The following is a 25,114-nucleotide window of genomic DNA, read 5'->3' as shown; positions in this document are numbered from 1 at the left end:
TTTTGATATAAGTATTAGTAGTAATGATAAAATAATATTCTTAAAAATAATTACAGAATTAACTCTAAACAATTTGAATAAATGAAAGAGATTGCAAAAACAGAATCATTAGCTGATACTTATAAAATAAATAAGGCTTTAAAGTTAAACACATTAAACGAAGGAGAACCAACAGATAATGTTTTGGTTCATGGAGTGGATAATGAAGTGAAATCTATTCCCCGAAGTGAGTTTGGAGGAGGAAAACCGGATACTTTGCAAGAAGTAGTAACTCAGAGTACAATTGCAAATGGAGCAAATTATGCTAAGGCAGAATTGATAGACTCAACATTGTCTAGAAGTTCAGGGTTGTTATTAACGGCATTTAATAGTACTAATGAAGCTTTGTTAGGTACTACGACGGGAATTTATAATACAAAAAATGGATCGGTTAACGGAGAAATTTATCTTTCAAAACTGAATAAATCTACAGGCGCTGAGACCCGACTAGAATTTGCTGATCCTACAGCCAATGGAACAGCAGTTTGGAGTTTACCAGCAAAAGAAAAAGGAGCTTATGTTTTAGCAGCTACATCAGATTTAGATGCAAAGGCTAATATAACATCATTAACTCCTGGCAGGATACCTTTTACTTCTTCGTCTAATACGTTGTCTGATAGTTCGAAACTATTATGGGATGATGCTTCGAGCAAACTAGAGATAAATGGGTACAGACCTACTTTGTCATTTAGAGAACCTTTAAATAAGTATGGATGGGATATTACTAATGGTAGTTTAGGCAGTGGTACTTTGCTTATAAGAAGTAAGGAAGGCAAACGTATGTTACTTATAGAAAATCCAGATAGTCCAACTTCAGTAACACAACCTAAATTGGCTATTGGTAATTTTACAGGAAGTATTCCTGTCGAAGCCCAGCTATATGTATATGGTGGACATAGTGGCGCCAATATAGATGCCAGGGGTTCTGAAATTGCCGATCAGGCAAATATCGATTTAGAAGGAAGTGATTGGGAAACATATCCTAGTTCTCTAGGATTTAGTTATTATGGAGTAAAATATTCGCACGGTGGGACTATATTAGGTTATGATAAAGTAAATACAGGAATCATCAGATGGGGAGGCAATGCTCAACCAATTATTACAAGTTTAAATGAAAAACCAATTATATTCGGAGTAAATGACATTGAGATATTTAATGTGAATTCATTAGGGCTAGAATACAAGTCTGACTTTAGTTTGTTAAATGCTTCTAATCCAAGATGGTTAGTTGATAAAGAATATGTAGACAATAAATTTCAGACCAAAGCGGCCTATAAGTTATATGTGGCACTTTTGACACAAACAGGAACAAATGCTCCTGTAGCGACAGTATTAGAAAATACTTTAGGTAATACAATTGTTTGGTCTAGAAGCAGCGCAGGGGTATATCATGGAACTCTCGCTGGAACTTTTATTGTGGGCAAGACGACTATGAGTGCTTCAGTGACAACATCGGGTTCTTCGGTAGCATCAGGAACTACACTTAATATAGCAGCTATAAGCACTCAAAAAACAGATACATTAGTTTCAACAGATGGACAATTAGTAAATTCTATGGTTGAAATAAGAGTGTATTCATAGTTAATAATTAAAAATTACAAGTACCATTAATTAAGAGCTAAGAAAAAAGACTTAACTCTAAGACGATTTAAAAATGAAAGAGATTACAAAAATACTATCTGATGAAATCCAAGCATCAACAGATACATATAAAATAAATAAAACTTTAAAGTTAAACACAGTAACCGGAGGTGAACCAACAGATAATGTTTTAGTTCATAGCGTGCATAATGAAGTGAAATCTGTTCCTAGGAGTGAGTTTGGAGGAGGAGTTGTTGATTTAGATTATTCTGCAACTCCAACCGGAGGTACTGTATTTTCAAGTTCTGGTAACGATGCCTTAGTTCCATTAGCAACTACGGTAAATGCAGGTTTATTATCTCCAGAAGAAAAAGCAAAACTAGAAGGCTTTACGATAACACCTGATGCTACAACAACAGTAAAAGGAAAATTAAAACTAGCAGGAGATTTAGGTGGAACAGCAGATTTACCTACTACCCCCACTGCTTTACATAAAACAGGAAATGAAACTAAGACAGGAGTGTTAAGTTTTACGAACACAGGTGTAGATCAAACAAACGGAATAAAACTTACCAATAACGGAACTAGTTATGGAGGTGTATTAAAAGTTGATAATAACGCTTCGGCTTATGGGATTTGGATTACCAACACGTCTACTGGACTTGGGGCTTTATCGATGAATAATTCGAACGGAACTGGTATTCGTTCAGATAATCTTTCGACAGGAATAGGTATTTATTCTTATAACTTAAGAGATGGTATAGGATTTTCTTCAGATAATTTTTCTTCAGGCGTGGGGGTTAAACTTAATTCAAACAATGATTCAACTGGTGACTTGTTGAATCTCATGAAAAATGGAACACTCACAGGTAAAATTGATCATTTAGGAAAAATTACTTCACCATCATTCATAAAATCGGGAGGTACGCCTAATCAATTTTTAAAAGCAGATGGTAGTGTGGATTCTAATATCTATGCTCCTTTGGTAAGTCCAAGCTTTACTGGTATTCCCACAGCTCCTACAGCAGTATCAGGAACAAATACAACGCAGATTGCTACAACTGCCTTTGTGCAAGCTAATTCTCCTCTTGGTGGTAATTTTTTACCCACATTAACAAGCCCGTTGAATATCTCAGCTTCAGTTGTCTTAAGTGGTGGAGGAACCTATACTAAGGTAGGTAATATTGTTAACGGGCAGTTTACTATGCAGGTAACAGTTATTAAAGCAGCTACCTTAACTGCTATTAACTTTTCTTTACCAGTAGATAAAATTAATGGAGAATTTCCTTATGGAGGTGGAGTTACAACAATAAACGGAGAGTCTTATTCTAATGGATATATTCAGTTGGTATCTCAAGAATCTAAAGCTACTGTTATAATTAATCCAGCAACTACGGGTATTTTTACCATTATAGTACAATTTCAATACAAAATAAAATAAATACATTATGAATCAGATTTTATCCCAAATCGTTTATCCACATTCAATATTGATTTTTGGATTAATGCTTATGATTTTTTTAGATCTCTTATCAGGAATTAGAAAGGCTTCAAATAATGGTGAAGCTACTACGTCAAAGGGGTTTCGTAATTCAATTGATAAAGCAACTACCTACTGCACATTTATTTTTTCTGTTTTGGTTATTGTTAATATAACTAGTTTTGCAGATACTGATGGTGATTTTCTCGGAGTGTTTAAATACTCTTTAAACGGTTTAGTCATTGGAACTAGTTATATCGAGCTGAAATCTATTATCGAAAATCTAATTGAAATTAACACCAAGGATGGTGAACCTTCTGATTTCTGTGTTTATTTTTTAACGCCATTACATAATATTTTGATTTTCAAACTTGCAAAAAAGTATAAAGATGAAGCCTAAAGAATTTGTAGAAAAGTATTATCTATTTGCAAAAATTACCCAAGACCATCGGAGGCTTTATTGCTCTCGATAGTCTTGGGTGTTTTTTTGTTATAATAATGCTCATTTTTATTTTAAAATGGAAATTTTGATTTAAGAACATGGAAATTTTGATTTTGCGTTTATAATATTTTTAAAAAAATGTTTCACGCAGATTCGGCAGATTTAAGCAAATCTGCACATATTAAAAGTTTTAAATTAAATCTACCTTAATCTGCAGAATCTGCGTGAAATAATTTGTACAATCTATGATAATGTAAATCTGTAGAATCTGCATGAAACAAAAATTAGTAGAAATTAGTGTAATTTGTAACCTTACAATAATTCATGTAAGTTTGTGTAATTGCTTGCAAAAAACAATAACTAATCAAACAGGATATAAATGAAGTTTTACCTCTTTATAATTTTACTAATTACCCTTTCGGTAAAAGCACAAAATAAGATAGATTGTTCCAAATGCTCATCAGAACTTATTGATGAAAGCAAACTAAAAAATGAAGATATTTATTCTTTGAAGCTATTAAAGAACGAAATTTATGCAAGAAAAGGATATGTATTTTCAAATCCAGAATATGCTAATATTTTCAAGAGGTATAGTTGGTATAAACCAGTGAGCGATAATAAGAGCATCGTTTATTCGGATATCGAAATAAAAAATATAGCAATCTTGACACAACGAATCGGGGAGATTTCAGAGTTTCTTATGAATGAGCAAAACAGCAAATATAAAACACTTTCAAAAGAAAAAATAAATGAAATCTTCACAAAAGAGAAAAGAAAAGAATTAGGGATAAACTTTAATATCTGGAAGGTTTATAATTATAAAGACAAAACTGGCGAGTATTATCTAGTCCTGACAGAAGATAAATATAAAGAACCGGCTGATGGAGATAATTTTAATAATACCGTTAAAGCATTCAATTTTAAAATTGAAAATAACCGTTGGATAAAAACTTTCGAGACAAATGATTTCAAACAGAAAGAAGAAGAAAGCATTTGGTTCTGGACAAAGTATATTTATGTAGAAGATTTTGATAATGATGGAATTATAGAGCCAATGGTAATTTATGGTACAAACGGATATAATGGATATGATGACGGGAGAATAAAAATCTTATTATATTATAAAGGCAAAAAGATTGCGATTAGAATTCAAAACGGAATTTTGGATGATGAAAGGAACTTTAGTTTAGATGCCGAATTTTATAGGATTCCTAAGAAAATACAAGATAAAATTATAGAACAGATGAATTCAATGGTCGAAAACGGGCATTCGATTTTACCTTACGGATGGCAAAAAAAGATGGCAAAAAAAATGACTTTTATTCAGGAATAAGAAAAGTAAATCTTAAACTATAAAAATGGATTAGTAGATTTTTACTACAACGCATTTTTTTAACTATAATAGTTAATAATAAAAGTCAATCAAAAGTGTTGCAAAACAAAATCGTTTTATATATTTGAAATCACGATAATTTTTGCATTATTTGTAAAATAAAAGCAAAAAGTCAGAAAGAAATTAATTATTAATAGCAAATACACCTATGTCGTTTTCAAGTCTATTTCGAAAAAAAACAGTACAAGATATTTTAAGTCAAGTTGAGAAAAATAATGCCGATGGACATAATACATTGGGGAAACATTTAACAGCCCGTGACTTAACCGCTTTTGGAATCGCTGCAATTGTAGGAGCAGGTATTTTTAGTACAATAGGTAAAGCCAGTGCCGATGGAGGTCCTGCCGTTATTTTCTTGTTTCTTTTTACAGCCATTGCTTGTAGTTTTGCTGCTTTTGCTTATGCCGAATTTGCTTCGATGGTTCCAGTTTCAGGAAGTGCATATACCTATTCATACGTTGCCTTTGGCGAAATTATAGCATGGGTTATCGGTTGGGCATTGATAATGGAATACTCAGTCGGGAACATAACCGTCGCCATATCGTGGAGTGATTATTTTACAGGATTACTCGCCAGCGGAGGAATACATTTACCCCAATGGGTTCAGATGGATTATTTAACGGCTTCTAATGGCTTTAATGATGCCACAGCATTAATGCACAGCGGTAAAGCATTCGAGAATTTAGAACCAGCCTTACAATCAGCATATACAGCATGGACAACTTCGCCAGTATTGGGTTCATTCCATTTTGTAGCAGATCTTCCAGCTTTATTAATTATTATCCTAATTACAGCATTAATATACCGAGGAATGAAAGAATCTCGTAATGCGAGTAATATCATGGTAGTAGTAAAATTATGTGTTGTACTTTTAGTAATCGCAGTAGGAGTTTTTTACGTAGATACTGCCAATTGGGATCCGTTTGCACCAAATGGAGTAACAGGAGTTCTTAAAGGAGTTTCAGCAGTATTCTTTGCTTATATAGGTTTTGATGCCATCTCTACAACTGCCGAAGAATGTAAAGATCCACAGCGAGATTTACCACGAGGTATGATGTGGGCAATTATAATTTGTACCATTTTATATATCGCAATAGCATTAGTACTTACCGGAATGGTGAGTTATAACCAACTTAATGTAGGAGATCCACTTGCTTTTGTATTCGAAAAATTAGACCTAAAATGGATGTCGGGAATTATTGCAGTAAGTGCAGTAGTAGCAATGGCGAGCGTTTTATTGGTTTTCCAAATGGGGCAACCACGTATCTGGATGAGTATGAGCCGTGACGGATTATTGCCAAAACGTTTCTCTAAAGTGCACCCAAAATTTAAAACACCATCTTACGCTACCATCGTAACAGGATTTGTAGTAGCAGTTCCAGCTTTATTTTTAAACCTTACAATGGTTACAGATTTGTGTAGTATCGGAACATTGTTTGCCTTTGTATTAGTTTGCGCAGGAGTTTTGGTATTACAAAACAAGCCAAATATTCCAAGAGGGAAATTTAAAACACCATATATAAATTCCAAATTTATAATGCCTCTTTTATTAATAATCGGATTGGTATTTTCTTTTGGATACAACAAAAAAGCAACAATGAGTTTTATTAATAATGAAACTCAGATTAATGAATCGGCAGATATTATTACCTCACTAGATAAAAGCCATACTAAAAAAGTATATGATTATTTAGTAACAATTGATGCTAAAAATGCTACGACTGAAAAACCAGATTTAGAGCAAATATTAAATCAATATCAAAAAGATGAAACTAAGTATGCAAGTGTAATTGCAGGATTACCAGTTGCAGATTCTATAAAATATGAAAGTGGTTTAAGTTTATTCAAACATAAAATTCCAATGTGGATTTTCTTAATTGTTTTGGTTGGATTAACCGTTTGGGCTTTTAAACAAAATTTATCTTTAATTCCTTTATTAGGATTAATTTGCTGCTTATACATGATGGCCGAATTAAGCGTTTGGAACTGGATTTATTTTACAGTTTGGTTGCTAATAGGACTTTGTATATACTTTGGCTTTAGCCGAAAAAATAGTAAACTGAATTTTGTTGAGAAACAGTAAGTTTTACTTTTAGTAAAAAGTTAAAAGTTAAATGTAAAAGCCGTTCTGATACTTTCAAAACGGCTTTTGCATTTTGTTCTATTCAAATAAAGTCAATACAATCTAAAAAATCTAAGTCAGTCTAACAATCTAAGAAGTCTAAAATAAAAATCCGTTCTGAGTATAATTCAGAACGGATTTTTATTTTCAGTACCAGTAAAAAGTAACAACAATCCAATAATCCAAGATGTCTAAGTAAGTCCAATAATCTAAGCAGTCTAACAATCTAAGCAAGTCTAATTATAAAATAAAAAAATCCGCTAAGAGAATTTCTCCAGCGGATCCAAACAAAATTTAAAAATTAAGCAAATTTATTTATAAAGAAATGTTTTGTGTTTCTAAAACCTCAAGCTCTATCATACAGGCTTTCATCATTTGGTAAGTTCTCTCGATGTCGTTATCCAATCCAATCGAGAAACGAATTAAGCCATCTGTTAAACCCATCGTAGCTTGTTCATCTAGCGGAATTTCACTAGAAGTTGAGGTTCCTGGAGCGCTAAATAAAGTTTTGTAAAAACCTAAACTTACCGCCAAATATCCCAGATTACGTTGCTGCATCAACTCCATTAATTCATTGGCTTTAGCCAGAGAACCAACATCTATTGTAAGCATACCACCGTAACCATATTCAGGATTAATCATCGTTTTGTATAATTCATGACTAGGGTGACTTCTTAAACCAGGGTAAACCGTTTTAAGACCGTCTTGTTCAAATTTATCCGCCAGAACATGCGCGTTATGACTGTGTTGTTTGATTCGAATGTGCAAAGTTCTCAGGTTTTTCATCACACTAGCCGAACGTAAACTGTCCATTGTAGGGCCTAAAAGCATGCTTGCACCACTATTTACATTTTTTAAACTGTTAATGAATTCTTTAGAGGCACAAGTTACCCCACCAACAGTATCACTGCTACCATTTATATATTTTGTCAAACTATGAATCACAATATCGGCACCTAGTTTGGCAGGCGAAACCGACAAAGGCGAAAACGTATTATCGACAACTAATTTCAGGTTGTATTTTTTTGCAAGGCGAGACAAACCTCTAATATCCGCAACTTCTAATAAAGGATTACTTACCGTTTCACAGTAAATAACCTTAGTTGCAGGAGTAATTGCAGCTTCTACAACGTCTAACTTTGTTATATCTACAAAAGTCGTTTTTACTCCAAATCTCGGAATTAAATTTTTTAAGAAAGCATACGTTCCACCGTATATAGTACGACTCGAAAGAATATGATCTCCCGCACTGCACAATTGCATTAATGTAGGTGTAATTGCACCCATTCCCGAAGCCGAAACATTTGCAGTTTCAGTCCCCTCCATAGCAGCAAGAGCTTGGTCTAAGTATAAATTACTAGGCGATGAATGGCGGGAATATAAATAACATCCTTCTATATTTCCTTCAAAAGTATCAGACATTGTTTTTGCCGAAAGAAAAGTATAGGTAGAAGAATCTGAAATAGACGGGTTTACACCTCCGAATTCTCCGAAATATTGTAAATCCTGAATACAGTTTGCTGGGCTGAAATTTTCCATAGGTTTTTGTTTTAAGTTTTAAATAATAGATTTAGGGAATTGAAATAATAAAAACTTGTGAGCAGTTTTTCTTTGTAATTGATAATTAGTATGTTTTGTGTAGGTTTAAACATATATAAAGATACATTTAATCTGTTTAAAAACATATAATTAATTAAAAATCAATAAATTAAAAAAAAACAAGAGCTTTAGTTTTTACCTGTATTTAAGAAGCTATTCCCGCTATCCGCTATATCTTTTTCTTGAAACCCTTCCTCCGTCAGGATATCAAGAAAAAGGATGTCGCTACTATCGGGGCTATGAAACCCGAGTACACCATAAATCTTATTCAAAATAAAAGTATATCAGAATAATAATCAATCATAGTTGTTATATTTAGATTATTAAACTATAAATAGATATTTAGTTAGATTTATTGTCTAAATTTACTTTTGAAATAAGATCAAAACAGATTATTTTTCAGACTAAAAAAACAACCAACTATGATATTAGATTCCACCGATAAAAAACTACTACTATTACTCCAAACCGATAGTAAAAAAACAACCAAAGAGTTATCCTTAAAACTAGATCTATCTGTAACAGCAGTTTATGAGCGAATCAAGAAACTAGAACGAGAAGGAATCATTCATAAATATGTAGCGCTAGTCGATAAATCCAAAATAGAAAAAGGATTTGTAGTCTTCTGTCACCTCAAACTCATTCAGCATACCAAAGAATTCCTAACCAAATTTGAAAACGAAGTAGTACAGCTAAAAGAAGTACTCGAATGCCATCACGTAAGTGGAGATTATGATTACATTCTAAAAGTACTCGTAAAAGACATGGAAGCCTACCGGGAATTTCTAGTAACCAAACTCACAAACCTACAACATATAGGCAGTACACAAAGCACCTTTATGATTAGCGAAGTAAAAAACACAACAGTGATTTCTTTTTGAGGCTCTAAGTTTTTTTAGGTTCAAAGGTTCAGAGCAATAAAGGTTCAAAGGTTTTTTGAAGTTACATAGATTCAGAGGTACAAAGAATCAAAGGTTTAGCTTTGCGACTTAGCGTCTTCGCGAGAAACACCAAAAAACTGTCAGGTTGAGCGGAGTCGAAGCCCACATCGCCTTTCTCCCGTCCGGAAGTTTCGGGATCGGGACGCTCAAGGAGACAAAAAACAACAAAAACATGATTTAGAGCATTTACTCAATACGTTGAGACAAAGCGACAAATCACAAATAAGTAATGGTTATTAAAAATGTTAAATAGAAAAACATCATATAGTAATCAGGTATAAAAGCTTAAATTTGAATTAAATAAATAAAAATGGAAATTAAAGAATTAAGACACAAGCTTATACTTGATTTTGGGAAATTTATAGAAGACGATTCAAAATTAGAAGTTTTGGAAGGAGTTTTTGACGCTATTAATCAAGAAGAGATAAATTCAATAATACCCAATGAACATTACAACAGAGTATCGGAAGAACGTGAAAAATATCTTTCTGAAAAAAGCCTAGGTAGTAGTTGGGAAGAAGTAGAAAAGAGATTAAATACTAAGTATGGCTTTTAATCTTATAATTCTACCATTAGCAGAAAATGAAATTGATGAGTCTATTAAATTTTACGAAAGTAAAAGTAAAGGCTTAGGAAAGCATTTTTTGATTTACTTAAAAGGATATTTGAAAATCCTTAAAATAAACCCGCAATTATTTGAAATTAAGAAAGAACCTAGTTTTCGTGAATTGACATTGTCGAAGTTTCCATTTGTTATCATTTATGAAATCATAGGAAAAGAAGTTATAATATACTCGGTTTTCCATACTTCTAGAAATCCTGAGAAAAAACTCAAACTTTAAACTTCAAACAAAACTTAATTCCTTAATTTTGTATCGCTAAAAAATAAAAAATCAAAATACTATGAGTTCATTTGACGTAGTCATTATAGGTTCAGGTCCCGGCGGATATGTTTCGGCAATTCGTTGCGCACAATTAGGTTTCAAAACAGCTATAATCGAAAAGTACAATTCGCTTGGAGGAACATGCTTAAATGTAGGATGTATCCCTTCAAAAGCATTATTGTCATCTTCACATCATTATGCTGAAATTAAACATTTTGCAGATCACGGAATTGAAGTTTCTGGGGATGTAAAAATCAATTTAGAGAAAATGATTGCTCGCAAACAAGCGGTTGTAGACCAAACTGTTGGTGGGATTAATTATTTAATGGATAAAAATAAAATTACCGTTTTTAATGGTTTAGGTTCATTTGTAGATGCTACACATATTGCAGTTGCAAAAGAAGATGGAACATCAGAAACAATCGAAGCTAAATATACTGTTATCGCAACAGGTTCTAAACCTTCATCTTTACCATTTATCAAGATCGATAAAGAAAGAATTATTACTTCTACAGAAGCATTAGCATTAAAAGAAGTTCCTAAACACCTTGTTATTATTGGTGGTGGAGTTATCGGAATCGAGCTTGGGCAAGTTTACTTACGTTTAGGAGCACAAGTTTCAGTAGTAGAATTCATGGACAGAATTATTCCAGGAATGGATGGTTCATTGTCTAAAGAATTAACTAAAGTATTGAAAAAACAAGGAATGAAATTCTACGTTTCTCATAAAGTAAAATCAGTAGAAAGAAACGGCGATGTTGTTGTAGTTCAGGCTGAAAATGCAAAAGGAGAAACAATCACTCTAGAAGGAGATTATTCATTAGTTTCTGTAGGGCGTCGTCCATACACAGACGGATTGAATGCTGATAAAGCTGGAGTAAAAATTTCAGACAGAGGACAAGTTGAAGTAAATGATCATTTACAAACAAACGTTCCAAATATCTATGCAATTGGAGATGTAGTTCGTGGAGCAATGTTAGCTCACAAAGCGGAAGAAGAAGGAACAATGGTTGCTGAAATCTTAGCAGGACAAAAACCACATATCGATTATAACCTAATCCCAGGAGTAGTTTATACTTGGCCAGAAGTTGCAGCTGTTGGACAAACAGAAGAGCAATTAAAAGCTTCGGGAGTAGAGTACAAAGTAGGAAGTTTTCCTTTTAAAGCATTAGGACGTGCAAGAGCAAGTGGAGATTTAGACGGATTCGTTAAAATTCTTGCCGATGCTAAAACTGATGAGGTTCTTGGAGTACACATGATTGGAGCACGTACTGCCGATTTAATCGCAGAAGCTGTAACAGCAATGGAATTTAAAGCATCTGCTGAAGATATTTCAAGAATGAGTCATGCACATCCAACATTTGCAGAAGCAATAAAAGAAGCAGCATTAGCAGCAACAGATAATAGAGCATTACACGTATAAAAACGTTGTAGAGATGCACTACAATGCGTTTTTAGCATAACAAATTATACCAAAAATAAAAACCCGACAATTAATTGTCGGGTTTTTTTATGAATTTTCGGTAACGCACGGTCGTTCTGTAGAGATGCACCGTTCTGTAGAGACGCACCGCATGCGTCTAATAAAGTGCGTCTTTATTACGCTGTAAAAACAGTTTTATAATTATCCCAATATCTATAAATCAAAAATATATTACCTAGAAATAACAAAGCTGCAATAGGTAAGTTTTCTGGAGACATAAAATAATTAATAAATAAGATGTTTATGGTAATAGGCAGGATTAAAATGTTAGCAAGCGTTACAAAACGACCAGTTACAAAAGCAATCCCACAAATTAATTCTATTGATTTTGCTAATGGCATTAAATACGTTGATGCAACCAGTCCCGAATTAAAAGCTTTAAAATTATCGTTTGCTGCAGGTTCTGCCGGCATAAGGTGGAAGAAAAAGCTGATTGATGCAAAAAGCAATAAAAGACCAATTAAAGTTCGGATAATAATAGTGGCGATTTTCATGATATAGATGATTTTTATAGGTTAAAAAATAAAATTTTTGATATAAAATAATCTCATTTTAATAATTAAAAAACGGGTTTAATTATTAAATTATTATGAATTGTATAAACTATTTAATGATGCTTTGGGATTTGTTTAATGTTATGTCAAATATAATGATTTTTACGCTATAAATAAACACATGAATTCTTATATTTTAGACTGTTTTTTAACATATTTTCTATAAACGAAAAATCCACCAGTACCAATTAAAATAAATGGCCAAATATTTATAAAAAAGACAATTATACCTTGTAGTAAGTACCAACCACTTTTTAAAGCATCAATAATTTCGATACCAATATTTGGTTTATAAGAGTTATTGTCTTTGATGCTAGCAACTACTTCTTGTTTTAAAGATTGATTTTGGTACAATTGCAAAGTAATGGTGCTAAAATTTATCTGATCTTTTAAAGATAGTTTTTCGATTTTGCTAGAATCATTTTGTTCCTTTTGTGCAGCAAGCGTATTCTCTGCTTCCATAACATCATTTATTTTCTTGCCTTTAGTATTAATAGCATTCTCGATTCTTTTGCTGTTTTCAGCACTTCTGTTTTGAGTAAGTTGGTTCGAAAGCAGTTTTAAAGAAACGTCATCGGCTTTGATAACACGGTAATCCAGAAAATCTATTTGCTTGGCAATGGTTTTTATTACCGTATCGAGTTGAGTGTTGGGAACACGAATAGTAATATCGTTTACTACCGAATATTTAGTGGTTTGCAAAGTACTATCTTGACTTATTTTGGTTTGTATTTCGTCTTGTACTGTACTTTGTAAATTAGTATAAGTAACAAAACCTCCAAATTTTGTTGTTGCGTTTTCAATTGCATAAGTTGATTTTGCTACATTTTTGACCTTAAATTTTATGTCGGCGGTTCGAATAAATTTACGATCGCTATCTTTTTTTTCGACAGCTGCGGATGACGAAATTGTATCAGCTGTACTAGCAGCTGATTCTGCAGCAGAGTCTTCGAGAGATGTATCTGCTTTTTTGCAGGAAAATAATAGTGCGATGATTACTACTGTAGTCATGCCAAATTTTGCAATTGTTTTCATGGGTAAATGATATAATTATAGATTAATAAATTAGGTTACTTAATAGAGTGTTTTTTATAAAAGGATAAAAATAGTTTTGTCTCAATATTCGTATCAATTTTATAAAATGAATATAAAGTGGTGTAATAAAAAGCGTGCCAATATTTTTTGAGATTACTTTATCGAAGGAATTTTTTTGTCGTAATTTTGACGGATAAAAAAAATAATTTTTTGAGAGTTTCAATTCACAAGCATATTTCGAATCCTGCGGCCTTTAAACAGCAACTTTTAGTTTGGGCACAACAACACCGAGAAGTTGTTTTTATGGATAGTAATTTGTATCCACAAGAATATTCAAGTTTCGATTGTTTGCTGGCTGTCGATGCTTTTACATCTATAAAAACCGATTTTCATAACGCATTCGAAGATTTAAAACAATACCAACAAACGACCAGAGATTGGCTTTTTGGTTATCTTACCTACGACCTAAAAAACGATATTGAAGAATTACAATCGACAAATTTTGATGGATTAGAATTTCCTGATTTATTTTTCTTTCAACCTAAAAAAATATTTTTATTGAAAGGAGATCAACTCGAAATTCAATATTTATCAATGTGTGATGATGAGGTCGAAGAAGATTATGATGAAATTGTAAAAAGTGAAAGGTTGGATATAAAAAGCCAAATGAATCTTCTGATCAATCAACGAATTTCTAAACAGGATTATATTGCCAAAGTCAATTCGGTTCTAGAGCATATTCATCGTGGAGATATTTATGAAGCTAATTTTTGCATGGAGTTTTACGCAGAAAATGCAACGATAAATCCATTAGAAAAGTTCGAAAAACTTAATGAAATATCACAAGCACCATTAACTGTTTTTTTTAAAAATAATAAACAGTTTTTACTATCGGCTTCGCCAGAAAGATATATTCGTAAAATAGGAGATACGATAATTTCGCAACCTATAAAAGGAACTTCAAAACGTTTTGAAGATAAGATAGAAGACGAAAATTCTAAAAAGCAGTTAGAAGCAGATCCAAAAGAACGTACCGAAAATATCATGATTACCGATTTAGTTCGAAATGATTTATCGCATACCGCTCAAAAAGGCTCGGTAGAAGTGGTAGAGTTGTGCAAGATTTATTCTTTTTTGCAAGTGCATCAAATGATTTCGACGATTACTTCAAAACTAGATGCTCAATATTCACCAATCGATGTTTTAAAAACAACTTTCCCAATGGGGAGTATGACTGGAGCACCAAAGATTTCGGTAATGAATATCATCGATAAACTAGAAGAAACCAAACGAGGATTGTATAGTGGGGCAGTAGGTTATTTTACGCCAGAGGGAGATTTTGATTTTAATGTCGTTATCCGAAGCATTTTATACAATCAGGAAAAAGAATATGTTTCCTTTTCAGTAGGTAGTGCAATTACATCACAATCAGTTCCCGAAAAAGAATACGAAGAATGTTTGCTCAAGGCAAAAGCCATGCAACAAGTATTACAATAATAAACAAATCTATTTTTTGTATTTTTAACCAGTTGATTTGCAAAACCAAATCATAATAAAAGACGTAAATTAAAATATGCTTCAAAAATTTAAAAATCATATTACACAAACATTTCCTTTTCTGGAGAAAAAGAAATTACTACTAGCTACAAGCGGAGGTTTGGATAGTATGGTTATGGCACATTTATTTGCTCAGCTAGATTATGATTTTGCAATTGCGCATTGTAACTTTCAGTTACGAGGATTAGAAAGTTTTGGCGATCAGGAATTTGTGAGCAATGCTGCTGATAATTTAAAACGCCAATTTTTTATCACGCAGTTTGATACCGAAGCTTTTGCCAAAGATTACAAACTTTCGACTCAGGTTGCAGCGCGGGAACTACGATATAATTGGTTTTATGAACTTTTAGATACCGAAGGTTATGATTATATTTTAACGGCACATCATGCCGATGATAATCTGGAAACCTTTATAATTAATTTAAGTAGAGGAACAGGATTAGATGGATTAATTGGAATTCCAGAGCAAAATGAACCCCTTATTCGTCCGCTTTTACCATTTTCGAGAGAAGAAATAAAACAATATGCCGAGGATAATGCTATCGAATGGCGAGAGGATAGTAGTAATGCATCTAATAAATATTTACGAAATAAAATTCGTCACGATTTAGTTCCAGTTTTAAAAGAAATAAATCCTAATTTCTTAGCTGCTTTCCAGAAAACACAAGAGTTCTTGCAAGAAGCACAAATTATGGTCGAAGATGCTTCGATTATGATTTATCAGCAAGTTGCAAAAGAAATTGGTGATGAAATTCATTTCGATTTAGAACAGTTAAAACGATTAGCAAATTATAAATCGTATTTATACCAATGGCTTAAAGAATATGAATTTTCGGCTTGGGAAGATATTTATGAATTAGTTGAAAGCCAGTCGGGAAAGCAAATTTTTTCTTCAGAATATCGATTACTGAAAGACAGAACAACATTAATTTTAAGCCCAATTCCTGAAATTCAACAAGAGGAATTTTACATAGAAATCAACGATAAAGAAGTTAATTTTCCCTTAAAATTGAGGCTTTGTAACGTAGGTCACATAACTATAGATTCAAATAAAGCTATATTTGTGGACGCCGATAAAATAAAGTTTCCTTTGCTTTTACGAAAGTGGAATGAAGGTGATGTTTTTCATCCATTTGGAATGAATGGAAAATCTAAAAAAGTGAGTAAACTTTTTAAAGATGAAAAATTATCCCTGATTGAAAAAGAAAACACATGGATTTTGTGTTCGGATAATCAAATTGTTTGGGTGGTAGGAATCAGACAAGATGAGCGTTTTAAAATAGAAAATACTACAAATAAGATACTTAAAATAGAATTACAATAATGAAATCAAACTATTACCCGCAAGCTTTACTATCAAAAAAAATCTGGAATAATTCGATTGTGTTTTTGTTGCTTTTCTTTTTTGCTTTTGCAAAAGGAAATGCACAAATCTTAGAACCAGTAAAGTGGACATCTAAAATTGAAAAGAAATCTGGAAACAATTTTGTATTGATTTTTGATGGAGTTATTGAAAAAGACTGGCATTTGTATTCGCAATTTACACCAGATGGAGGTCCGCTTCCATTAGAGATTTCATTTAAAAATCAAAAAGGAAACTATAACTTAGTTGGCAAAGCCAAAGAAGGAAAAACCAGAACAGCATTTAATGATGTTTTTGGTGTTAATGAAACTTTCTTTGAAGGAAAAGCGCATATCGAACAAGAGATAACAATTACAAATCCTAGCGTAAAAGCAATCGATATTGAATTTGATTTTCAGGTTTGTAAAGAAGTTTGTATCAATTTAAATAAGAAGTTTTCTATTGCAATTCCAGCTAGTTTTAAAATGAATGCTGATGCTGCAGCAACTGCTATTGTAAAAGCAGATGAGGTTGTAGTAGATCCTGTAGATGCTTTGGCGGTTGATACTACAAAAAATAGTGTAGGTACTAAGGCTTTAGAAACAACAAAAGATAATATTGATGTAGATTCATCTACTTCAGACACATCTGCACCAGCTCCGCAAAGAAGTTTGTGGTCTATATTCTTTATTGCATTTTTATCTGGTTTTGCAGCATTGCTTACGCCATGTGTATTCCCAATGATTCCTATGACGGTTAGTTTCTTTACAAAACAAAGCAAGAGTAGAGCAAAAGGAATTAGAAATGCTATTATTTATGGAATTTCTATTATTGTAATTTATGTTGCACTAGGTTGGTTAGTAACTTGGATTTTTGGTGCAGATGCGCTAAATGCTTTGTCTACAGATGTTTGGTTTAATTTAATCTTCTTTGTTATATTAGTTGTTTTTGCAACTTCATTTTTGGGAGCTTTTGAAATTATGTTGCCAAATTCATGGGCAAATAAAGCAGATCAACAAGCAGATAGAGGAGGATTAATCGGAATATTATTCATGGCTTTGGCTTTGGCAATTGTATCATTTTCTTGTACAGGACCAATCGTTGGAACTTTATTAGTTGAAGCTGCTTCAAACGGTGGAATTGCTCCGGTTATTGGAATGTTTGGTTTCTCATTGGCTTTAGCCTTACCATTTATGTTATTTGCAATGTTCCCGGGATGGTTAAATTCATTGCCAAAATCGGGTGGATGGTTAAACACTGTAAAAGTTGTTTTAGGATTCCTGGAATTAGCTTTAGCATTCAAATTTTTATCAAATGCCGATTTAGTTTTACAATTACATTTTCTTGAAAGAGAGGTTTTTATAGCAATATGGATTGCGATTTTTGGAGCTTTAACATTATACTTATTCGGCAAAATTACATTGCCACACGATAGCCCTTTGGCACATATATCAGTTGGACGTTTATATTTAGGATTACTTACACTTGTGTTTACTGTGTACTTAATTCCTGGACTTTGGGGAGCGCCATTAAAATTAATTAGTGCTTTTCCACCACCACCACAATATAGCGAAAGTCCGTTTGGAGTAGGAGGGTCAAGTAATTCAGGTCTTGGTTCGGATAAAGGATTACCTGATGGAGCAGAATTAGGCCCACACGGAATCATGGTTTTTCATGATTATGAAGATGGAGTAGCTTTTGCTAAATCAATCAATAAACCAATTATGCTAGATTTTACAGGTTATGCTTGTGTGAATTGTAGAAAAATGGAAAACAATGTTTGGTCTGACGAAAGAATATTACCAATTTTAAAAAATGATGTGGTACTTATTTCTTTATATGTTGATGATAAACGCGAATTGCCTGCGGAAGAACAATACGTAGCAGCTACAGGAGATAAGATTATTACTGTAGGTGATAAATGGACTGATTTTATGATTTCTAAATATAAAACCAATACACAACCTTTATATATCATAACCGATTTAGAGGGTAAGAATTTAAATACTTCTAAACCAACAATTAGTTATGTTGGAGCAGATGAATATTTGAAATGGCTAAAAGAAGGAATTTCAAAATTTAAGTAAATAATAAAAAAGACCAATCTAAGATTGGTCTTTTTGTTTTTATGTTACTCGGTATATAAAGATGCTTTAAAATAATTTTTAAGGCATTTTTTTTATAAAAATTCTCCGTGTTGAGAAATGTCTAATCCTAGTTCTTCTTTTTCTTCAGTAACTCTTAGAGGCGTAATTTTATTTACAATAAAGAAAAGGATATAAGAACCTACAAAAGCAAAAATGGATACAATTACCATTGCTATTAATTGGTTTGTGAATAATGTTGAGGTTCCAAAAATAAGACCTTGATTATCTCCAACAAGTGGGTTTATGGCTTTAGAAGCAAAAACACCAGTTAATAACATTCCTACCATACCACCAACACCGTGACAAGCAAAAACATCTAGCGCATCATCAATTTCTCCTTTAGGAAATTTAGCTACTACAAGATTACTTACAATGGCAGCAAATGCTCCGATAAAGATTGCGTGAGGAATACTTACGAAACCAGCAGCAGGCGTAATAGCTACAAGACCTACAACTGCCCCGATACAAGCTCCAAGTGCTGATAGTTTATGTCCTAAAATTTTATCAAGAAATACCCAAGCCATTGCTGCGGCTGCGGCTGCAACTGTAGTTGTACCTAATGCCTGAACAGCTAAACCATTTGCTCCTAAGGCTGAACCTGCATTAAAGCCAAACCATCCAAACCATAATAATGCAGTTCCTAGTAACACATATGTAATACGAGCTGGATTTACTTTTTGTACTTTTCTTTTTCCTAAAAATATAGCTCCGGCTAATGCGGCCCAACCTGCGCTCATATGTACAACTGTTCCTCCAGCAAAGTCAAGTACTCCCATCTTAAAGAAAATACCTTCTGGATGCCATGTCATATGTGCCAAAGGAGAGTATATAACTAGTATAAATAAAACCATGAATAATAAATATGCCCAAAAACGAACACGTTCTGCAAATGCACCTGTAATTAATGCAGGAGTTATAATGGCAAATTTTGCCTGAAATAATGCAAATAGCATAAACGGAATAGTAGGGGCAAGACTCCATGCGGTATTGGTGCCTACACCTTGAAAAAATAAATTAGAAGTTGGATCGCCTATAATTCCTCCTATTGTTGGACCAAAGGCTAACCCGAAGGCAACGACTACCCATAAAATGGTTACAATTACCATTGCCATAAAACTTTGTAGCATGGTGCTAATTACGTTTTTCTTGCCAACCATACCTCCGTAAAAGAAACCTAATCCTGGAGTCATTAGTAATACAAATGCCGTTGCAACAATCATCCAGGCAGTATCGCCAGTATCAAACTTTACAGCTTCGGTTGGGGTAGGGCTATCGGACAGGATAAAATTAGAGAGAAAGGTTAATACCAAAATCGTGATTAGAATCACAGTTAAAATAATTTTTCGCATAGTTGGTTAGTTTTAAATTTCGATAAAAGTATAAAATGATTTAATACCCCATTAAAAAATAGTATTTGATGTTTGATTTTTGTTAAATTTTCATTTTGACCCCCTTAATTTTGATGGTAGTAATTAAAAACTATGCTAAAATTGAATTTTATGAATGGCGAAATTTATGAATGCTGAGTTTGAAGATTAAGTTTTAATTAAAATTGTCAGTTTTGTTTTATGACATCAAAAAACATTATCTGATTCTAAGAGTTTATTATTTTATGTAAGGTATTCTAAATAAAAAAGGGACTAAATGCAGTGTACATTTAGTCCCTTTGTATTACGGTATAAAAACTATTTCCCTTTTAAAACACTTTCATAGCGTTTTGTTAATCCTTCCAGATAAGGAGCTTTAATTTCTGTAGCAATTTCTACAGATTTTTTTAAAGCTATTATGGCGTTACTTTTCTTTCCGTTTTGTTCCAGAAGATCACCGTATTTTAAAAAGGCAATAGGCGATTTTGGATACAACTCGGTATTGCTTTTTAAGATGGATTCGGTAATAAAAGGCTTTGTCTTTGTGTATTGTGAAGCTAATGCATCAATATCATCTTCTTTGTATAAGTTCGATTCAGTTAATTTTTTTACAGCATTAAATATTTGCTGATCCATTTTAGCATAATCACTTTCGTTAAGAGGTTTCGTTTGTTGATCAACAGTTTTTTGTAGTTCCAAATAAAGATTTTTAGATTCAGCAGCCTTTTTATTTCTGTAATCAAAAGCAGTTTTTTGTGCCAGTTCTACAGCTTTATCATAAGCCATATCTGGAGTAGTTTTATATTCTGGAATTACACCAATACCTTCCCAGTTTGTTTTTGTAATTGGGTTTATTCCAGTTCCGGTAGGAACGAATATTTCTAATCGACTGTTAATTTCATAGGGTTCGCCAGGATTAGCTCCTCCACCAGTTGTTTCTCCAACTAGTGTTGCTCTTTTTTGGGTTTGCATATTATAGCTGAATTCTTCGGCTCCCGAAAAAGTTTTTGGACTAGTAATAATGAACAAAGGAACATCAATCAATTTTTTTCCGTTTACTTCTTTTACCCAAAATTCCTCAGTAAAATTATCTTTTCTAAAATATAAAGTGTTTAGTAATATAGGATCTTTGAAAAAATAACTACATAAATACTGAACAGTTTTTGGGCTACCGCCTCCATTATTTCTTAAATCAATAATAATAGCATCGGCATTTTCTAGTAAGCGCATATAAGAATCGATTGTTTGATCGGTTTCGTGTATGAAATTATTATATTTAATATATCCTACATTGCTATCAATTAGTTTGGCTTCTCTAAAGCCATTTGCTAGTTTGCGATTGTCGGTATAATTGTGCAGGTAAATTTCATAAGAATCTTTATTTAAATCTTTTTTCTCCTCAACAGGAGGAATAAATTTAGGCCAAATTCCAAGATGCTTATCATTATTAATAAATCGTACTTCTTTTGTTAATGCTACTGCAAAAGAGTCTAATAAGTCATATTTTTTAAATTTACCTTCTTTATATGCGGCTTTTAAATGATTCCCAATTAATTTGGCTTTATCGGGAAATATATAATTTACTTGTAATAAAGAATCGATTTTTAAAACAGTTTCTTTCTTGAATTTCTCCGTAATTATTTTTTGTTGAGCGCTTGCATTTAATGTGAAAACAAAGAACAGTATTAGAAGAGAAATATGTCTGTGATTAAAATAGGAAATCTTGCTTTTTGAAGGGGGGAATTTGTTTTTCATGATTAGTTAGGTTTGATTGATTGAAATGCTTTGATGCTTAAATAATAAATGGTTACGGAAATATACATGCTAATATATAATTTTATTGTAAATCATTTATAAATAATAAGTTACTCTGTTTTTTTAATATAATTGAAGTTATAATAAAGAATAGGACTTTTTTATTAGTGATGAATCAATGCGAAGTATTGATTTTTATGGCAATGTAACAAGTTAAATATTTCAAAATGGGAAGTAGATTTATAATTGCATCTTTTAAATTTGTTAAGCTCGAAATTATTTGAGAAACAAAAGTTGTCAAAATTTAATCATTATTAGAAACAAAAATGAGTGAAAACAATAAGATAAAAGCAGTAACAAGGTCAAATCCAAGTACATTATCAGCTCCAGTTGGTAATTATTCTCATGTTACGAAAATATCAGGTAATGCAGATATTTATACTTTTTCTGGTCAGATAGGTACAAGTAAAGAAGGAAATTTGCCAGATAATTTTAACGAACAAGTAGTTAATACTTTTCAGAATATAAAAGCTGTTTTGGAAAGTCAGGAATTGGTAGCCAATGATGTTATCAAGGTAAATATCTGGGCAACTCAAGAAATAGATTGGGATGCTTTTTATGCTGTATGGAATGCTTTTTTTGGAGAAGTATATCCGTCAATGACTATTGGATATATTACAGCTTTGGGATTACCAGAGATTAAATTAGAAATCGAAATCTGGGCTGCAAAATAGAGATACTGGGGCAGAAATAAATAAAAAACGAGATGGTAATCATCTCGTTTTTTATTTGTTTTAATTAGATAGTATTCATTATTATACTCATAATTGATATTTACAAAACTATAAATTCCATAGTTTTTGCAATATGTTCCTCTTTAATTATTCCGTGAGCGTAAAAAGAATTATTACCTGAATCGTACTTTTTTAAGTAGGCTTCGTTTATTTTTTTGTTGAGCAAGGCGATATCTTTTGGTATAACAGCAGATATTTTGATAACTCTTTCTCTGCATTTTATTTCTCCATCAGCATCTTTTAGGAATGTATTGTACCAACTTCTTTCAGCAAAACCCCATGATCTTGCAAATATTCTATTATCAACGGTAACCATCCAAATATTAAGGAAGTTTAGTCTTTCATTTCCCGCTTTTATTCCAATAAGATTGTTGTTCTCAATAAAATCGATTGTTTCAGTATCAAAGTTTTTCATATTGTTGTGCTAAAATTATATTTTATATAAGATTGTAAATAAAAGTATTTACTAACGAATATTTTGCACCATTTGATAGAATCGAGTTATTTAGGGATAGCATTATAATATTATTAAATTGCGATTGCTATTATATAATTTTATAGATAATTATTTTACAAAGAATTATCTATTCTATAGTTTTTTCGATATAATCGGAGTTTAAAAGATACAGTGCGCCCATGTATCTAATGTTAAACGATACTAAGTCACCAATTTTGTATTTCTTTTTAGACTTAGAAATATCAATTACTAACATATCCGAGCTGGCATCGACAATGCTTATTTCGGCATCATCAGATTCTAAATATTGAGGTTGCATATCGAGTAAACCAATATCCAGAATTGCACGTAAAGAAGTGCCGCCAAAATCTTCGGTATCATTCATAGAAAAAGTATTTCCTGCTACATTTTCGCCTAATTCACCTGTTGGGATATCTGGTTTTTCGGTTATTTCGATAATCTCCGTATAAAGCTTGAAAACATCGTTGTGCATTCCCTCGATAGTTTCTCCAGTAAACAAATCTTTCCCAAAGAATAATGCTTCACCAATTCTAAAATGGTTAACCTCCATAGGTCTTGCATTCTTTATGATCAAAGGCAATGCGACTGAAGTTCCGCCAGAAACCCACGGGATGCTAATATTAAATTTTGCCTCGATAAGTTGTTTGTATAAACTTAACTGAATCAGTTTGTCCTGAGTAGGCATTACGCCACTCAAGCAATTAAGGTTTGTACCAATACCAAGAACTTCAATATTAGGCAGACTAAAAACCTGCCCGTAAAATTCAACTAAATCTTCGCCCATTACGCCCTCGCGTAAATCACCCATTTCAATCATAATAATGATTTTATGGATTTTATTTTGTTTCTGCGCTTCGCTAGAAAGCATTTGTATCGTATAAATCTCAGTGTTAAAACTAACATCGGCATATTTTACAATGCTTGCGATACTTCGCTTTGCAGGAGGTTTAATATATACGGTTTGAATATTTGGGTCTAATGATTTAATTTTTCTTAGATTACTAACCCTCGAATCATGAATTTCGGTAACACCCAAAGCAATTATTTCTTTAAGATATATTTTATTACCGCATAAAAGCTTAGATACAACACCCCACTTAATATTTTTGGAAATAAAAATGTTGTTCAGAAAAGTATAATTCTCCTCTAGTTTTTTGCGGTATAATTTGATGAATGCCATTGCGTTCTTTTCTTTTTTTAAATTGAAATACTAGTTGAGGTTTATTTAATTAAACGCATTTCTAGGTATTTATTTGTAAAGCCTAGTTTCTCGTATAGAATTTTAGCTGGATTATCTGGCTCAACATGCAATGCAATATTTCCTTTGGCAGTATCAATTACTTTTTGCATTAGTTTTTTTCCGTAACCTTTTCCTCTTTGGCTTTTGTCGACTGCTATATATACCAATATATTTTCGGGAATATAATCTTTCATTCCTGTATGGTTTAGGACACAAGCTCCCACAATGTTTTCTTCTTCTATTGCAAGAACAATTTTTCCGCCTTTTGCAGGGTTCATTACATATGCGATAGCTTTTAATATATCTTCGATTGTATCGCCATATTGTTCCAGATGAGTATGAAGAAATTTAGCAATTATTTCATTAGTAAATGTTTTATCCTCTCCTTGTTCAGGAGTAATTATTTTGAATTCCATTTTGTTATTCTTTTTAGATTATTGTGCCCGATTATGAAATTTTTTCGATAGGCAAAAGATGCAATATGAATTGCAAATTGGTATGTTTTTTAGTCAGATTCCTGATTGGTAAAATCGCATTTGATAAAATGTGCAAATACGTTTTTTGACTAAAAACGTGATAGATATTTTCGCAATTTAAGGAAAAATAACCGAAAATGGGCAAAAAGAACCCGCTTATTTTGTTTTGGACAAATAGTAAGCGGGTCGATTTTGTTGATTTATAAGAGAAAAAAATGTAATCTGAGAGAGGAAATTAACAGCAGAGTTCGCAAAGGATTACGCAAAGACCGCAAAGTTTAAGAATCCTCTTAAATTTTTAAGTTCGTGGTAAAAACGCTTTTTAAGTAAGAAATGAATTTGTGGAAATTAGTGAAATTTGTGGTTGTTTTTTTTGAAATCTTTTAATCCTTTTAATCTGTGGCA

At 32.4% G+C, this 25,114-nt stretch carries 21 protein-coding genes; 13 read left to right on the top strand and 8 right to left on the bottom strand.

Going from position 1 to position 25,114, the window contains the following annotated elements; genetic code table 11:
• The first annotated feature begins 81 nt into the window (after positions 1 to 81).
• The 5 genes from B8T70_RS06775 to B8T70_RS06755 all read left to right on the top strand — a co-directional run bounded on the left by B8T70_RS06775 (position 82) and on the right by B8T70_RS06755 (position 7,018).
• On the top strand, positions 82 to 1,620 hold the full coding sequence (locus B8T70_RS06775; RefSeq protein ID WP_086894358.1) for a hypothetical protein: 1,539 nt from the start codon (positions 82 to 84) through the stop codon (positions 1,618 to 1,620).
• A 73-nt stretch (positions 1,621 to 1,693) separates the two neighbouring features.
• On the top strand, positions 1,694 to 3,061 hold the full coding sequence (locus tag B8T70_RS24090) for a hypothetical protein (RefSeq protein WP_086894357.1): 1,368 nt from the start codon (positions 1,694 to 1,696) through the stop codon (positions 3,059 to 3,061).
• Between the two features lie 7 nt (positions 3,062 to 3,068).
• The gene (locus B8T70_RS06765; protein ID WP_086894356.1) at positions 3,069 to 3,500 is read left to right on the top strand and encodes a phage holin family protein; all 432 of its coding nucleotides are present in this window, start codon (positions 3,069 to 3,071) and stop codon (positions 3,498 to 3,500) included.
• A 421-nt stretch (positions 3,501 to 3,921) separates the two neighbouring features.
• Positions 3,922 to 4,875 (top strand): YARHG domain-containing protein, encoded by a 954-nt coding sequence (locus tag B8T70_RS06760; RefSeq protein WP_086894355.1) that lies wholly within the window; start codon positions 3,922 to 3,924, stop codon positions 4,873 to 4,875.
• 208 nt (positions 4,876 to 5,083) lie between these two features.
• Complete coding sequence (locus tag B8T70_RS06755; RefSeq protein ID WP_086894354.1) at positions 5,084 to 7,018, top strand: amino acid permease; 1,935 nt, start codon at positions 5,084 to 5,086, stop codon at positions 7,016 to 7,018.
• A 354-nt stretch (positions 7,019 to 7,372) separates the two neighbouring features.
• Here the strand turns inward: B8T70_RS06755 and B8T70_RS06750 are convergent, their stop codons facing one another.
• The gene (locus tag B8T70_RS06750) at positions 7,373 to 8,596 is read right to left on the bottom strand and encodes an aminotransferase class I/II-fold pyridoxal phosphate-dependent enzyme (RefSeq protein ID WP_086894353.1); all 1,224 of its coding nucleotides are present in this window, start codon (positions 8,594 to 8,596) and stop codon (positions 7,373 to 7,375) included.
• Between the two features lie 482 nt (positions 8,597 to 9,078).
• On the opposite strand from B8T70_RS06750, the gene B8T70_RS06745 reads away from it, so the two are divergent.
• The 4 genes from B8T70_RS06745 (at position 9,079) to lpdA (ending at position 11,904) form a co-directional block, all read left to right on the top strand.
• Positions 9,079 to 9,537: an Lrp/AsnC family transcriptional regulator gene (locus tag B8T70_RS06745; RefSeq protein ID WP_086894352.1), complete on the top strand. Its 459-nt coding sequence runs from the start codon at positions 9,079 to 9,081 to the stop codon at positions 9,535 to 9,537.
• Positions 9,538 to 9,907: 370 nt separating this feature from the next.
• Positions 9,908 to 10,153, top strand: coding sequence for a hypothetical protein (locus B8T70_RS06740; RefSeq protein ID WP_086894351.1), 246 nt, complete (start codon positions 9,908 to 9,910; stop codon positions 10,151 to 10,153).
• Complete coding sequence (locus B8T70_RS06735) at positions 10,143 to 10,439, top strand: type II toxin-antitoxin system RelE/ParE family toxin (RefSeq protein WP_086894350.1); 297 nt, start codon at positions 10,143 to 10,145, stop codon at positions 10,437 to 10,439. Before B8T70_RS06740 ends, B8T70_RS06735 begins: the two co-directional genes overlap by 11 nt.
• Before the next feature lie 61 nt (positions 10,440 to 10,500).
• Positions 10,501 to 11,904 (top strand): dihydrolipoyl dehydrogenase, encoded by a 1,404-nt coding sequence (gene lpdA / locus B8T70_RS06730; protein WP_086894349.1) that lies wholly within the window; start codon positions 10,501 to 10,503, stop codon positions 11,902 to 11,904.
• A gap of 176 nt (positions 11,905 to 12,080) precedes the next feature.
• Here lpdA and B8T70_RS06725 read toward each other — a convergent pair whose 3' ends face one another.
• Both B8T70_RS06725 and B8T70_RS06720 read right to left on the bottom strand, forming a co-directional pair.
• Positions 12,081 to 12,458, bottom strand: a complete 378-nt coding sequence (locus B8T70_RS06725) for a hypothetical protein (protein ID WP_039113901.1) — start codon at positions 12,456 to 12,458, stop codon at positions 12,081 to 12,083.
• Positions 12,459 to 12,647: 189 nt separating this feature from the next.
• Complete coding sequence (locus B8T70_RS06720) at positions 12,648 to 13,553, bottom strand: DUF4349 domain-containing protein (RefSeq protein WP_086894348.1); 906 nt, start codon at positions 13,551 to 13,553, stop codon at positions 12,648 to 12,650.
• 210 nt (positions 13,554 to 13,763) lie between these two features.
• On the opposite strand from B8T70_RS06720, the gene B8T70_RS06715 reads away from it, so the two are divergent.
• From B8T70_RS06715 to B8T70_RS06705, 3 genes are all read left to right on the top strand, one after another.
• A complete protein-coding gene (locus tag B8T70_RS06715; RefSeq protein ID WP_086894386.1) occupies positions 13,764 to 15,050 on the top strand; it encodes an anthranilate synthase component I family protein in 1,287 nt (428 codons plus the stop codon).
• Between the two features lie 76 nt (positions 15,051 to 15,126).
• Complete coding sequence (gene tilS / locus B8T70_RS06710; protein WP_086894347.1) at positions 15,127 to 16,434, top strand: tRNA lysidine(34) synthetase TilS; 1,308 nt, start codon at positions 15,127 to 15,129, stop codon at positions 16,432 to 16,434.
• Complete coding sequence (locus tag B8T70_RS06705; protein ID WP_086894346.1) at positions 16,434 to 18,539, top strand: thioredoxin family protein; 2,106 nt, start codon at positions 16,434 to 16,436, stop codon at positions 18,537 to 18,539. Before tilS ends, B8T70_RS06705 begins: the two co-directional genes overlap by 1 nt.
• A gap of 92 nt (positions 18,540 to 18,631) precedes the next feature.
• Here the strand turns inward: B8T70_RS06705 and B8T70_RS06700 are convergent, their stop codons facing one another.
• Complete coding sequence (locus B8T70_RS06700; protein WP_039118927.1) at positions 18,632 to 19,948, bottom strand: ammonium transporter; 1,317 nt, start codon at positions 19,946 to 19,948, stop codon at positions 18,632 to 18,634.
• Between the two features lie 336 nt (positions 19,949 to 20,284).
• The gene (locus tag B8T70_RS06695) at positions 20,285 to 21,721 is read right to left on the bottom strand and encodes a S41 family peptidase (RefSeq protein WP_086894345.1); all 1,437 of its coding nucleotides are present in this window, start codon (positions 21,719 to 21,721) and stop codon (positions 20,285 to 20,287) included.
• Between the two features lie 326 nt (positions 21,722 to 22,047).
• Here B8T70_RS06695 and B8T70_RS06690 point away from each other — a divergent pair, with 326 nt between their 5' ends.
• Entirely contained in the window at positions 22,048 to 22,455 is a 408-nt protein-coding gene (locus B8T70_RS06690; protein ID WP_086894344.1) for a RidA family protein, read from the top strand.
• Between the two features lie 100 nt (positions 22,456 to 22,555).
• On the opposite strand, the gene B8T70_RS06685 is transcribed toward B8T70_RS06690, so the two are convergent.
• The 3 genes from B8T70_RS06685 to B8T70_RS06675 form a co-directional block, all read right to left on the bottom strand.
• Complete coding sequence (locus B8T70_RS06685; RefSeq protein WP_086894343.1) at positions 22,556 to 22,930, bottom strand: DUF2255 family protein; 375 nt, start codon at positions 22,928 to 22,930, stop codon at positions 22,556 to 22,558.
• A 169-nt stretch (positions 22,931 to 23,099) separates the two neighbouring features.
• Complete coding sequence (locus B8T70_RS06680) at positions 23,100 to 24,173, bottom strand: alanine/ornithine racemase family PLP-dependent enzyme (protein WP_086894342.1); 1,074 nt, start codon at positions 24,171 to 24,173, stop codon at positions 23,100 to 23,102.
• A gap of 41 nt (positions 24,174 to 24,214) precedes the next feature.
• Positions 24,215 to 24,649 carry a GNAT family N-acetyltransferase gene (locus B8T70_RS06675; protein ID WP_086894341.1) on the bottom strand — a complete coding sequence of 145 codons (435 nt, stop codon included), beginning with the start codon at positions 24,647 to 24,649 and terminating at the stop codon, positions 24,215 to 24,217.
• Positions 24,650 to 25,114 lie beyond the last annotated feature (465 nt).

The sequence above is a fragment of the Flavobacterium sp. AJR genome (genome assembly GCF_002156885.1).
In the GTDB taxonomy this organism is placed as follows: Bacteria; Bacteroidota; Bacteroidia; order Flavobacteriales; family Flavobacteriaceae; genus Flavobacterium.
The sequence above is the reverse complement of the archived record's forward strand: the minus strand, read 5'-3'. Positions and strand labels throughout refer to the sequence as shown.

What these genes read in the sequence shown, in the direction of transcription:
- B8T70_RS06775 (WP_086894358.1), top strand. Translation starts at nt 82, where the DNA reads ATGAAAGAGATTGCAAAAACAGAATCATTAGCTGATACTTATAAAATA.
- B8T70_RS24090 (WP_086894357.1), top strand. Translation starts at nt 1,694, where the DNA reads ATGAAAGAGATTACAAAAATACTATCTGATGAAATCCAAGCATCAACA.
- B8T70_RS06765 (WP_086894356.1), top strand. Translation starts at nt 3,069, where the DNA reads ATGAATCAGATTTTATCCCAAATCGTTTATCCACATTCAATATTGATT.
- B8T70_RS06760 (WP_086894355.1), top strand. Translation starts at nt 3,922, where the DNA reads ATGAAGTTTTACCTCTTTATAATTTTACTAATTACCCTTTCGGTAAAA.
- B8T70_RS06755 (WP_086894354.1), top strand. Translation starts at nt 5,084, where the DNA reads ATGTCGTTTTCAAGTCTATTTCGAAAAAAAACAGTACAAGATATTTTA.
- B8T70_RS06750 (WP_086894353.1), bottom strand. Translation starts at nt 8,596, where the DNA reads ATGGAAAATTTCAGCCCAGCAAACTGTATTCAGGATTTACAATATTTC.
- B8T70_RS06745 (WP_086894352.1), top strand. Translation starts at nt 9,079, where the DNA reads ATGATATTAGATTCCACCGATAAAAAACTACTACTATTACTCCAAACC.
- B8T70_RS06740 (WP_086894351.1), top strand. Translation starts at nt 9,908, where the DNA reads ATGGAAATTAAAGAATTAAGACACAAGCTTATACTTGATTTTGGGAAA.
- B8T70_RS06735 (WP_086894350.1), top strand. Translation starts at nt 10,143, where the DNA reads ATGGCTTTTAATCTTATAATTCTACCATTAGCAGAAAATGAAATTGAT.
- lpdA (WP_086894349.1), top strand. Translation starts at nt 10,501, where the DNA reads ATGAGTTCATTTGACGTAGTCATTATAGGTTCAGGTCCCGGCGGATAT.
- B8T70_RS06725 (WP_039113901.1), bottom strand. Translation starts at nt 12,458, where the DNA reads ATGAAAATCGCCACTATTATTATCCGAACTTTAATTGGTCTTTTATTG.
- B8T70_RS06720 (WP_086894348.1), bottom strand. Translation starts at nt 13,553, where the DNA reads ATGAAAACAATTGCAAAATTTGGCATGACTACAGTAGTAATCATCGCA.
- tilS (WP_086894347.1), top strand. Translation starts at nt 15,127, where the DNA reads ATGCTTCAAAAATTTAAAAATCATATTACACAAACATTTCCTTTTCTG.
- B8T70_RS06705 (WP_086894346.1), top strand. Translation starts at nt 16,434, where the DNA reads ATGAAATCAAACTATTACCCGCAAGCTTTACTATCAAAAAAAATCTGG.
- B8T70_RS06700 (WP_039118927.1), bottom strand. Translation starts at nt 19,948, where the DNA reads ATGCGAAAAATTATTTTAACTGTGATTCTAATCACGATTTTGGTATTA.
- B8T70_RS06695 (WP_086894345.1), bottom strand. Translation starts at nt 21,721, where the DNA reads ATGAAAAACAAATTCCCCCCTTCAAAAAGCAAGATTTCCTATTTTAAT.
- B8T70_RS06690 (WP_086894344.1), top strand. Translation starts at nt 22,048, where the DNA reads ATGAGTGAAAACAATAAGATAAAAGCAGTAACAAGGTCAAATCCAAGT.
- B8T70_RS06685 (WP_086894343.1), bottom strand. Translation starts at nt 22,930, where the DNA reads ATGAAAAACTTTGATACTGAAACAATCGATTTTATTGAGAACAACAAT.
- B8T70_RS06680 (WP_086894342.1), bottom strand. Translation starts at nt 24,173, where the DNA reads ATGGCATTCATCAAATTATACCGCAAAAAACTAGAGGAGAATTATACT.
- B8T70_RS06675 (WP_086894341.1), bottom strand. Translation starts at nt 24,649, where the DNA reads ATGGAATTCAAAATAATTACTCCTGAACAAGGAGAGGATAAAACATTT.